Here is a 12,904-nt window from a genome sequence, read left to right on the forward strand (position 1 = left end):
CCTTTCCACCATTCAGGGCCTGCCCCATGCCGACAGACGCCAAGCGCCCGCTGCAGCTCAACGACCAGGGCCAGCTGCGCCACTTCCTCTCGCTCGACGGCCTGCCCCGCGAGCTGCTGACCGAAATCCTCGACACCGCCGACTCCTTCCTCGAAGTCGGCGCGCGCGCGGTGAAGAAGGTCCCGCTGCTGCGCGGCAAGACCGTGTGCAACGTGTTCTTCGAGAACTCCACGCGCACCCGCACCACCTTCGAACTGGCCGCCCAGCGCCTGTCCGCCGACGTCATCACGCTGAACGTGTCGACCTCCTCGACCAGCAAGGGCGAGACCCTCACCGACACCCTGCGCAACCTCGAGGCCATGGCCGCCGACATGTTCGTCGTGCGCCACAGCGACTCCGGCGCGGCGCACTTCATCGCCGAGCACGTCAGCCCCAGGGTGGCGGTGATCAACGGCGGCGACGGCCGCCACGGCCACCCGACCCAGGGCATGCTCGACATGCTCACCATCCGCCGCCACAAGGGCGGCTTCGAGAACCTCTCGGTGGCCATCGTCGGCGACGTCCTGCACTCGCGGGTGGCGCGCTCGAACATGCTGGCGCTGAAGACCCTCGGCTGCCCGGACATCCGCGTCATCGCCCCGCGCACCCTGCTGCCCATCGGCCTGGAGGAAGTCTACGGGGTGAAGGTGTTCACCGACGCCAACGAAGGCCTCAGGGACGTCGACGTGGTCATCATGCTGCGCCTGCAGCGCGAGCGCATGCAGGGCGGCCTGCTGCCCAGCGAAGGCGAGTTCTTCAAGCTCTACGGCCTGACCGAGAAGCGCCTGAGGCTGGCCAGGCCGGGCGCCATCGTCATGCACCCGGGGCCGATCAACCGCGGCGTGGAGATCGAATCCGCGGTGGCCGACGGCGAGCAGTCGGTGATCCTCAACCAGGTGACCTACGGGATCGCCATCCGCATGGCCGTGCTGTCCATGGCCATGAGCGGGCAGAACGCCCAACGCCAGCTGGAACAGGAGGACGCGCAATGACCGTCAGCATTCACGGCGCTCGCGTCATCGACCCAGCCAGCGGCCTGGACCAGGTCTGCGACGTCCACATCGAAGCCGGCAGGATCATCGCCCTGGGCCAGGCCCCGGCCGACTTCCACGCCGCCCAGGAACTGGACGCCGCCGGCCTGATCGCCGCGCCCGGCCTGGTGGACCTGAACGTCGCCCTGCGCGAGCCGGGCTACAGCCGCAAGGGCAACATCGAAAGCGAAACCCGCGCCGCCAGCGCCGGCGGCGTCACCAGCCTGTGCTGCCCGCCGCAGACCAAACCGGTGCTGGACACCCCGGCGGTGGCCGAGCTGATCCTCGACCGCGCCCGCGAGGCCGGCAATGCCAAGGTCTTCCCCATTGGCGCGCTGACCCGCGGCCTGGCCGGCGAGCAGCTGTCCGAACTGGCCGCCCTGCGCGACGCTGGCTGCGTGGCCTTCAGCAACGGCCTGGCGCCCCTGGCCAGCAACCGCGTGCTGCTGCGCTCGCTGGAATACGCGGCGACCTTCGACCTAACGGTGATCTTCACCTCCCAGGATGCCGAACTGGCCCAGGGCGGACTGGCCCACGACGGCCCCACCGCCAGCTTCCGCGGCCTGGCCGGCATCCCCGAGAGCGCCGAGACCGTGGCCCTGGCCCGCAACCTGCTGCTGGTGGAACAGAGCGGCGTGCGCGCGCACTTCAGCCAACTGACCAGCGCCCGCGGCGTGGAGATGATCGCCCAGGCCCAGGCCCGCGGCCTGCCGGTGACCGCCGACGTGGCGCTGTACCAACTGATCCTCACCGACGAGGCCCTGGCCGACTTCTCCAGCCTCTACCACGTGCAGCCGCCGCTGCGCTCGCGCAAGGACCGCGACGCCCTGCGCGAGGCGGTGAAGAGCGGCGTGGTGCAGGCCATCGCCAGCCACCACCAGCCCCACGAGGCGGACGCCAAGAACGCCCCCTTCGCCGACACCGAGCCGGGCATCAGCAGCGTCGAGCTGCTGCTGCCGCTGGCCATGACCCTGGTGCAGGACGGCCTGCTCGACCTGCCGACCCTGCTGACGCGCCTGACCAGCGGCCCGGCCACAGCGCTGCGCCTGCCGGCCGGCCGCATCGCCGTGGGCGAGGCCGCCGACCTGGTGCTGTTCGAGGCCGAGGGCCAGACCCTGGCCGGCGAGACCTGGTACTCCCGCGGCCAGAACAGCCCGTTCATCGGCCACTGCCTGCCGGGCGCGGTGCGCTGCACGCTGGTGGATGGGCATATCGTTCACGCGGTCTGAGCTTGTCAGGCATGAAGAAGCCCGCCAGTTGGCGGGCTTTTTCGTTTTCTGTAGGAGCGAGCTTGCTCGCGAACGGTACTTTCCGGTGGCCACGGTGTATCGGCTGGCTCCGCTCCCTCTCCCTAACCCTCTCCCTGAAGGGAGAGGGGACCGTTGGGCAGAGTTGGATATTCCGTAGCTAGCCGGCTGTCTCTGCGGTTTCCAGCTGAAACCATTCCTCCTCTCGGCACGAACAAGCCCCCTCTCCCTTCAGGGAGAGGGCTGGGGAGAGGGAACGGAGGTCACCTTATGCACAGCATGGCCGGGAAGCACCATTCGCGAGCAAGCTCGCTCCTACGAAAAGCCCCCTTAGTTAGATAGTCGCCAACGCCTGCGCCAAATCCGCACGCAGGTCCTCGACATCCTCCACCCCCACCGACAGCCGTACCAATGCATCCCCGATGCCCAGCTCCGCCCGGGTAGCCGGCGGAATGGTGGCGTGGGTCATGATCGCCGGGTGCTCGATCAGGCTTTCCACCCCGCCCAGGCTCTCGGCCAGGGCGAAGATGCGCACGTTCTCCAGGAAGCGTTTCGAGCCGGCCAGGTCGGTGGCCAGGTCCATGGAGATCATCCCGCCGAAGCCGTTCATCTGCCGCCTGGCCAGTTCGTGCTGCGGGTGCGAGGGCAGGCCCGGGTAGTGCACCCGCGCCACCTGCGGCTGGCGTTCCAGCCACTGGGCCAGATCCAGGGCGTTGGCGCAGTGCCGCTCCATGCGCAGGGCCAGGGTCTTCACCCCGCGCAGGGTGAGGAAGGCATCGAAGGGGCCGGCGATGGCGCCCACGGCGTTCTGCAGGAAGCCCAGGCGCTCGGCCAGCTCGGGATTGTCGCCGACCACGGCGATGCCGCCGATGACGTCGGAGTGGCCGTTCAGGTACTTGGTCGTCGAGTGCACGACTACGTCGAAGCCCAGCTCCAGCGGGCGCTGGATGCGCGGGCTGGCGAAGGTGTTGTCGGCCACGCAGAGGATGCCGCGGCTGCGGCACAGGCGGGCGATGGCCTCCAGGTCGGCCAGGCGCAGCAGCGGGTTGCTCGGCGTCTCGATCCACACCATGCGGGTTTCCGGGCGCAACGCGGCCTCGATGGCGCCGGTGTCGGTGAGGTCGACGAAGCTGAACTCATGCCCGGCGCTGCGCCGCCGCACGCGCTCGAACAGGCGGAAGGTGCCGCCGTAGATGTCGTTGCCGGAAACGATGTGCGAACCGGCGTCGAGCAGCTCCAGGGTCGCCGAGATGGCCGCGAGCCCGGAGGCGAAGGCGAACGCCCTGCTGCCGCCCTCCAGGTCCGCCACGCAGCGCTCCAGGGCCCAGCGCGTGGGGTTGTGCGAGCGCCCGTAGTCCAGGCCCTTGTGCACCCCGGGGCTGTCCTGCAGGTAGGTGGAGTTGGCGTAGATCGGCGGCATCAGCGCGCCAGTGGAGGGGTCGGGCGCCTGGCCGGCGTGGATGACCCGCGTGGCGAAACCGCGGGGCGCTTGGGAATCCTGGCTCATGGGAGCGTTCTCCGGAGGTGGTTGAGCAAGTCGAAACGGGTGATCAGGCCGTGGAAGCCCGAGGCGTCGGCGATGATGGCGACCAGGCCGCGGTCCAGCTCGGCCTGCAGTTCGGCCAGGCTGGCGTCCGGGGCCAGGGTTTCCAGGCGGGTGGTCATGGCGCTGGCCACCGGCTGGCGGAAATGGCTGGCGTCGGCGTGCACGCCCAGCAGGATGTCGGATTCGTCGATGACCCCGGCCAGCTTGCCGTCGGCCAGCACCGGCAGCTGCGAGACGTCGGCCAGGCGCATGCGCTGGAAGGCCGTCAGCAGGGTGTCGTCCGGCCCCACGCTGATCACCCGGCCCTCCTCGAAGCGCCGCGCGATGATGTCGCGCAGGTCGCCGTAGCGCTTGCGCTGCAGCAGGCCCTGGTCGGTCATCCACTGGTCGTTGTAGACCTTGGACAGGTAGCGTGTGCCGGTGTCGCAGACGAAGCTGAGCACGCGCCTGGGCTGCGTCTGCTCGCGGCAGTAGCGCAAGGCGGCGGCCAGCAGGGTGCCGGTGGAGGAACCGCCGGGGATGCCCTCGGCGCGCAGCAGCTCGCGGGCGTGGGCGAAGCTTTCCTCGTCGCTGATGGAATAGGCGTGGCGTACGCTGGAAAGGTCGGCGATGGAGGGGATGAAGTCCTCGCCTATGCCTTCCACCGCCCAGGAACCCACCTCGCCCAGGGTGCCGTCGCGCACGTAGCCGGCCATCACCGAGCCCACCGGGTCGGCCAGGACCATCTCCAGGTCCGGCTGTACCTGGCGGAAGAAGCGCGTCAGCCCGGTGAGGGTGCCCGCCGAGCCGATGCCGACGACGATGGCGTCGAGGTCATGGCCGGTCTGCTGCCAGATTTCCGGGGCGGTGCTGGTTTCGTGGGCCAGGGGGTTGGCCGGGTTGTTGAACTGGTCGGCGAAGAAGGCCCCGGGGATGTCCCGCGCCAGGCGCGCGGCCACGTCCTGGTAGTACTCCGGGTGGCCCTTGCCGACGTCGGAGCGGGTGATGTGCACCTCGGCGCCCATGGCCTTGAGGTGCAGCACCTTCTCGCTGGACATCTTGTCCGGCACCACCAGCACCACCCGGTAGCCCTTGGCGCGGCCCACCAGGGCCAGGCCCAGGCCGGTGTTGCCGGCGGTGGCCTCGACGATGGTCCCGCCGGGCTTCAGGCGGCCGTCGCGCTCGGCGGTCTCGATCATGGCCACGCCGATGCGGTCCTTGATCGAGCCGCCGGGGTTCTGCGATTCCAGCTTGAGGAACAGGGTGCAGGGGCCGGTATCGAAGCGGGTGACCTGCACCAGCGGGGTATTGCCGATCAGGTCGAGTACGGCAGGACGAAGTTCGTTGCTCATGGCATCCACTCCTTGTCGGCGCCACGGGGATCGCCCGGCGGCGCGCCTTTATGGTCCTCCTGACCATAGGCCGGCGCCTGCCCGACCGCCAGGCGGCCACGACGAAAAGACCGGTGCGCAGGCGTGGGCCCGGCCCGCAATCGCGCGCAGGGCGCCCCCTACAGGGGAACGGCGTGGCTGGGCGGTGTAGGAGCGGATCTCATCCGCGAACCGCGCCGATACGTCCGGCTATCGCGGACAAGGTCCTACGGTGCTGGCGAGCATGGCTTCTTGCAGGAGCGGGCAAGGTCAGATCCGCTGCGGGCCGTTGCGCTCGGAGACCTGGGCGTTGAGCGTCCAGAAGTCGTAGAGCACGCCGATGAAGAACAGGCCGCCGGTGCACAGGTAGAGGATGCCGGTCAGCCACTTGCCCATGTACATGCGGTGCACGCCGAACACGCCGAGGAAGGTCAGCAGTATCCAGGCGACGTTGTAGTCCAGGGCGCCGCTGCGGTAGCGCAGGTCGGCCTCGTCGTCCATCGAGGGGATCAGGAACAGGTCGATGATCCAGCCGATGAAGAACAGCCCCAGGGTGAAGAACCAGATGGTCCCGCTCACCGGCTTGCCATAGTAGAAGCGGTGGGAACCGGTGAAACCGAAGATCCACAGCAGGTAGCCGATGACCTTGCTGTGGGTGTCGGGGGTGTTGGGCATGGAGCGCTCCTTGGCGGGGATTCCTGGATTCGACCGGCGCAATCGCGGCGGGTTTGCCATCACTGTAAGAAAAGTCGCGGGGAATACAAACCCATGGATGGCAAAAGCCCGCCTTGGGGCGGGCTTTTCGGGGCGGCGGCTCAGCGGAAGCGGCGGTTGGGGTCGTCGTCGCTCAGCTCCAGGGTCAGGCCCTGGGTCATGCTGGACAGGTGGTCGGCGTCGGTTTCCGAGCCGAGCTTGATCATCAGGCGCAGGTCGTTGGCCGAGTCGGCGTAGGCCAGGGCGTCCTCGTAGGTGATCTCGCCCTGGGAGTAGAGCTGGTACAGCGCCTGGTCGAAGGTCTGCATGCCCTGCTCGGTGGAGCGCTTCATCAGCGGCTTGAGCTCGTGCACCTCGCCCTTGCGGATCAGGTCGGCGGCCAGCGGGGTGTTCAGCAGCACCTCGATCACCGCGCGGCGGCCCTTGCCGTCCGGCGTCGGCACCAGTTGCTGGGCGACGATGGCCTTGAGGTTCAGCGACAGGTCCATCCAGATCTGCTGGTGCCGGTCGGCCGGGAAGAAGTGGATGATCCGCTCCAGCGCCTGGTTGGCGTTGTTGGCGTGCAGGGTGGCCAGGCACAGGTGGCCGGTCTCGGCGAAGGCCACGGCGTGCTCCATGGTCTCGCGCGAGCGCACCTCGCCGATCATGATCACGTCCGGCGCCTGGCGCAGGGTGTTCTTCAACGCCACCTCGAAGGTGTCGGTGTCCAGCCCCACCTCGCGCTGGGTGACGATGCAGCCCTGGTGCTGGTGGATGTACTCGATCGGGTCCTCGATGGAGATGATGTGCCCGGTGGAGTTCTTGTTGCGGTAGCCGATCATCGCCGCCAGCGAGGTGGACTTGCCGGTGCCGGTGGCGCCGACGAAGATCACCAGGCCGCGCTTGGTCATGGCCAGCTTCTTGAGGATCTCCGGCAGCTTGAGGTCCTCGATGGTCGGGATGTTGGTCTCGATGCGGCGCAGCACCATGCCCACCAGGTTGCGCTGGTAGAAAGCGCTGACGCGGAAGCGCCCGATGCCGCGGGCGCTGATGGCGAAGTTGCACTCGTGGTGCTCGGCGAAGTCGCGGCGCTGCTGCTCGTTCATCACCGCCAGCACCGTCTCGCGGGTCTGCTCGGGGGACAGCGGGGTCTTGGTCACCGGCAGCACCTTGCCGTTGACCTTCATCGACGGGGGCACGCCGGCGGTGACGAAGAGGTCAGAGGCGCCCTTCTCCACCATCAGCCGCAGCAGTTTCTCGAATTCCATGATCGATCCAACCTGATTCGTTCACGCACTGTGCGATTAGACTGTCGCCCAGGCCGCCCGTGCGTGTGCCGCGCCGCCTGGCCGGGCGCAAGGCCCGGGAGGTCAGAAGTTTTCCGGGATCTTGGCCTTTTCCTTGGCGGCGTCGCGGGTCACCAGGCCCTTGGCCACCAGGGACTTCAGGCACATGTCGAGGGTCTGCATGCCCAGCGCGCCGCCGGTCTGGATGGCCGAGTACATCTGCGCCACCTTGTCCTCGCGGATCAGGTTGCGGATCGCCGGGGTGCCGATCATGATCTCGTGGGCCGCCACCCGGCCGCCGCCGATCTTCTTCAGCAGGGTCTGGGAGATCACCGCCTGCAGCGATTCGGAGAGCATGGAACGGACCATGGCCTTCTCCTCGGCGGGGAACACGTCGACGATACGGTCGATGGTCTTGGCCGCGGAGGTGGTGTGCAGGGTGCCGAACACCAGGTGGCCGGTTTCCGCGGCGGTCAGCGCCAGGCGGATGGTCTCCAGGTCGCGCATCTCGCCGACCAGGATGATGTCCGGGTCCTCACGCAGGGCCGAGCGCAGCGCCTCGTTGAAGCCGAGGGTGTCGCGGTGCACCTCGCGCTGGTTGACCAGGCACTTCTTCGATTCGTGGACGAACTCGATCGGGTCCTCGACGGTGAGGATGTGGCTGTACTTGGTGTTGTTCAGGTAGTCGAGCATCGCCGCCAGCGAGGTGGACTTGCCCGAACCGGTCGGCCCGGTCACCAGCACCAGCCCGCGCGGCACGTCGGAAACACGCTTGAACACTTCGCCCATGCCCAGGTCCTCCATGGTCAGCACCTTGGAGGGAATGGTCCGGAACACCGCGCCGGCGCCGCGGTTCTGGTTGAAGGCGTTGACGCGGAAACGCGCCACGCCCGGCACTTCGAAGGAGAAGTCGGTTTCCAGGAATTCCTCGAAATCCTTGCGCTGCTTGTCGTTCATGATGTCGTAGATCAGCGCGTGCACCTGCTTGTGCTCCAGCGGCGGCAGGTTGATGCGGCGCACGTCGCCGTCGACGCGGATCATCGGCGGCAGGCCGGCCGAGAGGTGCAGGTCCGAAGCGCCTTGCTTGGCGCTGAAGGCGAGCAACTCGGTAATATCCATGGGACTCCCCAATCCAATGCAAGCAGGTAGAATGCCGCTGAACTTGCAGCAGCCGGGCCTCAGAGCGCAGGTAATGTCCACGATAGCAGAGAATATTGCAAAGGTTCGCGAGCGTATCCGTGAGGCGGAGCAAGCTTGCGGGCGGCCTTCCGGCGGCGTTGCGCTGCTGGCGGTGAGCAAGACCAAACCCGCCGCCGCCATCCGCGAGGCCCATGCCGCCGGCCTGGTCGATTTCGGCGAGAACTACCTGCAGGAAGCCCTGGGCAAGCAGGCGGAACTGGCCGACCTGGCGCTCACCTGGCACTTCATCGGCCCCATCCAGTCGAACAAGACGCGGCCCATCGCCGAGCACTTCCACTGGGTGCACTCGGTGGACCGCCTGAAGGTCGCCGAGCGCCTGTCCGCTCAGCGCCCGGCGCAGTCGCCGCCGCTCAACGTCTGCCTGCAGGTGAACGTCAGCGGCGAGGCCAGCAAGTCCGGCTGCGCCCCGGAGGAGCTGCCGGCCCTGGCCGCCGCCGTGGCCGCCCTGCCGAACCTGAAGCTGCGCGGGCTGATGGCCATCCCCGAACCCACCGAGGACGTCGCCGCCCAGCGCGCCGCCTTCGCCCGCCTGCGCGAACTCCTGACTGCCCTGAACCTCGGCCTGGACACCCTGTCCATGGGCATGAGCCACGACCTCGAAGCCGCCATCGCCGAAGGCGCCACCTGCGTGCGCATCGGCACCGCGCTGTTCGGCGCGCGCGACTACGGTCCCCATTCTTGATCAAGGAACGCAACCCATGAGCACCACCCGCATCGCTTTCATCGGCGCCGGCAACATGGCCGCCAGCCTGATCGGCGGCCTGCGCGCCCAGGGCGTGCCCGCCAGCCACATCCGCGCCAGCGACCCGGGCGCCGAGCAGCGCGCGAAGATCGCCGCCGAGCATGGCATCGAAGTGTTCGAGGACAATGCCAGCGCCATCGCCGGCGCCGACGTGGTGGTCCTGGCGGTCAAGCCGCAGGTCATGAAGCAGGTCTGCGAGCCGCTGGCCGCGCTGCTCGAACCCGGCCAGCTGGTCGTCTCCATCGCCGCCGGCATCCCTTGCGCCAGCCTGTCGCGCTGGCTGGGCAGCGAGCTGCTGGTACGCTGCATGCCCAACACCCCGGCGCTGCTGGGCGAAGGCGCCAGCGGCCTGTACGCCACCGCCCAGGTCAGCGCGGCCCAGCGCCAGCAGGCCGAACAGCTGCTGGGGGCGGTGGGCATCGCCCTGTGGCTGGACGAAGAGAAGCAGATCGACGCCGTCACCGCCGTCTCCGGCAGCGGCCCGGCCTACTTCTTCCTGCTGATGGAAGCCATGATCGCCGCCGGCCAGAAGCTCGGCCTGAGCCCCGAGGTGGCCACCCGCCTGACCCTGCAGACCGCCCTGGGCGCCGCGCGCATGGCCACCGGCAGCGATGTCGGCCCGGCCGAACTGCGCCGCCGCGTGACCTCGCCCAAGGGCACCACCGAAGCCGCCATCACCTCCTTCCAGGGCAATGGATTCGAAGCACTGGTCGAGCGCGCCCTGGCCGCCGCCGACCACCGTTCCGCCGAACTGGCCGAACAACTGGGGCAATGAGGAGCCTTAAATGACCGGACTTTCCACCGCTGCCATCTACGTCATCCAGACACTGGGCAGCCTCTACCTGCTGATCGTCCTGCTGCGTTTCATCCTGCAGCTGGTGCGCGCCGACTTCTACAACCCGCTCAGCCAGTTCATCGTGCGCGCCACCAAGCCGCTGCTGAACCCGCTGCGCCGGGTGGTCCCGGGCTTCGGCGGCGTCGACCTGGCGTCCCTGGTGCTGGCCATCCTGGTCCAGCTGGTGCTGATGATCGTCACCCTGACGCTGATGGGCTACGGCGTCGGCGGCTATGTTCTGCAGTTGCTGGTGTGGTCGGTGATCGCGGTGACCTCGCTGTTCCTCAAGGTGTTCTTCTTCGCCCTGATCATCAGCGTGATCCTCTCCTGGGTCGCCCCGGGCAGCTACAACCCCGGCGCCCAGCTGGTGAACCAGATCTGCGAGCCGCTGCTGGCGCCCTTCCGCAAGCTGCTGCCGAACCTGGGCGGGCTGGACATCTCGCCGATCTTCGCGTTCATCGCACTGAAACTGCTCGACATGCTGGTGATCGGCAATCTCGCCGCCATGACCGGGATGCCGCAGATACTGAGCCCGTTCATGTAATGAGCTTCTACCGCTGGGACGGCGAGGACCTGATCCTCGATTGCCACCTGCAGCCCAAGGCGAGCCGCGACGAGTTCGCCGGGCTGCACGGCGAGCGCCTGAAAATCCGCCTCACCGCCCCGCCGGTGGAGGGCAAGGCCAACGCCCACCTGCTGGCCTTCCTCGGCAAGGCCTTCGGCGTGCCGAAAAGCGCGGTAATACTCGAGAGCGGCGAGCTGAACCGCCAGAAGCGCGTGCGCATCCCCCGGCCGACGCGGCTGCCGGCGGAGCTGGGGATAACCGCTGGGTCGGCTTGACCGACCTTACATGTAGGAATGTGATGAAGGCCAATTGACGCCACCTCGCCGCGCTTCATAATCCAGGCATTCTTCTCTCGCGCAGGACGCGCAAGCACAGGACCGCCTGGATGAGCATGGAGCGACTCAGTCAGCAGATCGACGCCTACGTCACCTGGAAGCGGGAACTGGTCCGGGACATCATCCGCTACCGCAGCTGGCTGGAGCAGAGCCGGCTGAACAGCGCGGACATAGACGCGCGCCTGGAGCGCGCCCTGCGCCTGCTGCGCCTGGACCACATCACCCTGGCCTTCGTCGGCGAGTTCTCCCGCGGCAAGACCGAGCTGATCAACAGCCTGTTCTTCTCCGAGTACGGCCAGCGCATGCTGCCGTCCCAGGCCGGGCGCACCACCATGTGCCCCACCGAGATCTTCTTCGACCCGCGCTCCGAACGCCCCTACATCCGCCTGCTGCCCATCGAGACGCGGGTGGCCGACGCCAGCATCGCCCGCTTCAAGCAGGTGCCGCGGCACTGGGTGAACATCCCCCTGGACACCTCCGACCCGGCCAACATGGCCCAGGCCTTCGCGCAGATCGCCCGGACCAAGAGCCTGCCGGTGGAGCAGGCGATCCAGCTCGGCTTCCTCCCGGACATGCTCGAAGCCGCCGAACGCCCCGGCCACGTGCACGTGCCGGCCTGGCGCCACGCCCTGGTCAACTTCGACCACCCGCTGCTGCGCCAGGGCCTGCGCATCCTCGACACCCCCGGGCTGAACGCCCTGGGCAGCGAGCCGGAACTGACCCTGTCGATGCTGCCCAGCGCCCAGGCGGTGGTCTTCCTGCTGGCCGCCGACACCGGCGTCACCGCCTCGGACCTGGCGGTCTGGCAGGAGCACGTGCGGCACCTGGTGGAAGACGGCCAGTGCACCCTGTACGCGGTGCTGAACAAGATCGACGTGCTCTGGGACGACCTGGCCGGCGAGGCCTTCGTGCAGAACGCCATCCAGCGCGTGCGCGACGCCACTGCGCGGCAACTGGGCATCGCCCGCGACGCGGTGCTGCCGCTGTCGGCCAAGCAGGCGCTGCTGGCCAAGGTGCGCAAGGACGGCGAACTGCTCGCCCGCAGCCAGCTGGAAAGCCTGGAGAACCTGCTCTGCGAACGCATAGTGGCGGACAAGGAGCGCCTGCTGGAGGGCGCCGTGCTCGGCCAGGTGCTGGCCCTGCTGAACAACAGCCAGCACAGCCTGCGCGCCCGCCTGGAGCGCCTGCGCGAGCAGCAGGCGCTGCTCGAGGGCCAGCAGCAGGACAGCGGCCAGCTGCTGTTCGAGCTGACCGCGCGGACCAAGGAGGACCACGGTCGCCATCACCGCCGCCTGCTCAACCTGAAGACCAACCAGCGCCTGCTGCGCCGCCAGGGCGAACTGCTCGGCCAGACCGTGCGCGCCGAACGCCTGCAGCAGCACCTGGCCAAGGTCCACGAGAAACTGCGCGGCAGCTGGACCACCCTGGGCATCAACCAGGCCATCCTGAACTTCTTCCAGGCCGTGGAGGGCGACCTGCACAGCCTGCAGCACGAGGCCGAGCTGGGCAACCGCATGGTCGAGGCCATCTACCTGCGGCACAACCAGGAAAACCCGCTGAACGCCCTGGACGCCCCACGCTTCGACGTCGCCGGCTACCAGCGCGAACTGGCCCGGCTGCGCGACCAGGCCGACCGCTTCCGCCTGCAGCTCAAGACCCTGCTCACCGAACAGCGCCTGCTGACGCGGCGCTTCATCGCCACCCTGGCCCAGGAGGTGATCCTGCTGCACCAGCGCGTGCGCGAGGAAGTCGAGCGCTGGGCCACCGACGCCCTGATGCCGCTGATGCAGTACACCCTGGAGAACAAGCAGCTGCTGGAAACCCACATGCTGCGCCTGAAGGCCCTGGCCCAGGAAACCCAGCAGGTGCGCCAGCGCGCGCTGCTCATGGCGCGCTACCAGGAAGAGCTGGAGAAACAGCTGGCCGAAGCCTCGGACATCCTCCGCCTGCTGCGCCGCCCCTCGCCGCTGCAACGCCAGGCCCGCGTGGTCGCCCTGCCCGGCTCGCAGCGCGCCTGAACGCCTGCGGCAGGCCCG

At 68.4% G+C, this 12,904-nt stretch carries 12 protein-coding genes; 7 read left to right on the plus strand and 5 right to left on the minus strand.

What is annotated here, in order from left to right; translation table 11 throughout:
• Positions 1-26 precede the first annotated feature (26 nt).
• Both PKO50_RS28550 and PKO50_RS28555 read left to right on the plus strand, forming a co-directional pair.
• Positions 27-1,031 carry an aspartate carbamoyltransferase catalytic subunit gene (locus PKO50_RS28550; RefSeq protein WP_089390944.1) on the plus strand — a complete coding sequence of 335 codons (1,005 nt, stop codon included), beginning with the start codon at positions 27-29 and terminating at the stop codon, positions 1,029-1,031.
• Positions 1,028-2,299: a dihydroorotase gene (locus PKO50_RS28555; RefSeq protein ID WP_109937107.1), complete on the plus strand. Its 1,272-nt coding sequence runs from the start codon at positions 1,028-1,030 to the stop codon at positions 2,297-2,299. Before PKO50_RS28550 ends, PKO50_RS28555 begins: the two co-directional genes overlap by 4 nt.
• Positions 2,300-2,651: 352 nt before the next feature.
• Here PKO50_RS28555 and PKO50_RS28560 read toward each other — a convergent pair whose 3' ends face one another.
• The 5 genes from PKO50_RS28560 to pilT form a co-directional block, all read right to left on the minus strand.
• Entirely contained in the window at positions 2,652-3,824 is a 1,173-nt protein-coding gene (locus PKO50_RS28560; protein WP_275627906.1) for a cystathionine gamma-synthase, read from the minus strand.
• Positions 3,821-5,194 (minus strand): pyridoxal-phosphate dependent enzyme, encoded by a 1,374-nt coding sequence (locus PKO50_RS28565; protein ID WP_275627907.1) that lies wholly within the window; start codon positions 5,192-5,194, stop codon positions 3,821-3,823. Before PKO50_RS28565 ends, PKO50_RS28560 begins: the two co-directional genes overlap by 4 nt.
• A 288-nt stretch (positions 5,195-5,482) precedes the next feature.
• Complete coding sequence (locus PKO50_RS28570; protein WP_275627908.1) at positions 5,483-5,887, minus strand: TM2 domain-containing protein; 405 nt, start codon at positions 5,885-5,887, stop codon at positions 5,483-5,485.
• Between the two features lie 140 nt (positions 5,888-6,027).
• Complete coding sequence (gene pilU / locus PKO50_RS28575) at positions 6,028-7,173, minus strand: type IV pilus ATPase PilU (RefSeq protein ID WP_074977840.1); 1,146 nt, start codon at positions 7,171-7,173, stop codon at positions 6,028-6,030.
• A gap of 102 nt (positions 7,174-7,275) precedes the next feature.
• A complete protein-coding gene (gene pilT, locus PKO50_RS28580; protein ID WP_109932577.1) occupies positions 7,276-8,310 on the minus strand; it encodes a type IV pilus twitching motility protein PilT in 1,035 nt (344 codons plus the stop codon).
• A gap of 73 nt (positions 8,311-8,383) precedes the next feature.
• Here pilT and PKO50_RS28585 point away from each other — a divergent pair, with 73 nt between their 5' ends.
• From PKO50_RS28585 to PKO50_RS28605, 5 genes are all read left to right on the plus strand, one after another.
• Positions 8,384-9,073, plus strand: coding sequence for a YggS family pyridoxal phosphate-dependent enzyme (locus PKO50_RS28585; protein ID WP_275627909.1), 690 nt, complete (start codon positions 8,384-8,386; stop codon positions 9,071-9,073).
• Positions 9,074-9,089: 16 nt separating this feature from the next.
• Positions 9,090-9,908 (plus strand): pyrroline-5-carboxylate reductase, encoded by an 819-nt coding sequence (gene proC / locus PKO50_RS28590; protein WP_275627910.1) that lies wholly within the window; start codon positions 9,090-9,092, stop codon positions 9,906-9,908.
• A 10-nt stretch (positions 9,909-9,918) separates the two neighbouring features.
• Positions 9,919-10,512, plus strand: coding sequence for a YggT family protein (locus PKO50_RS28595; RefSeq protein ID WP_089390951.1), 594 nt, complete (start codon positions 9,919-9,921; stop codon positions 10,510-10,512).
• Positions 10,512-10,808 (plus strand): DUF167 domain-containing protein, encoded by a 297-nt coding sequence (locus PKO50_RS28600; protein ID WP_089390952.1) that lies wholly within the window; start codon positions 10,512-10,514, stop codon positions 10,806-10,808. Before PKO50_RS28595 ends, PKO50_RS28600 begins: the two co-directional genes overlap by 1 nt.
• Positions 10,809-10,918: 110 nt before the next feature.
• Positions 10,919-12,886, plus strand: coding sequence for a dynamin-like GTPase family protein (locus PKO50_RS28605; RefSeq protein ID WP_109932581.1), 1,968 nt, complete (start codon positions 10,919-10,921; stop codon positions 12,884-12,886).
• Positions 12,887-12,904: the final 18 nt, after the last annotated feature.

Source organism: Pseudomonas sp. 273, from assembly GCF_029201425.1.
Classification (GTDB): domain Bacteria; phylum Pseudomonadota; class Gammaproteobacteria; order Pseudomonadales; family Pseudomonadaceae; genus Pseudomonas; species Pseudomonas delhiensis.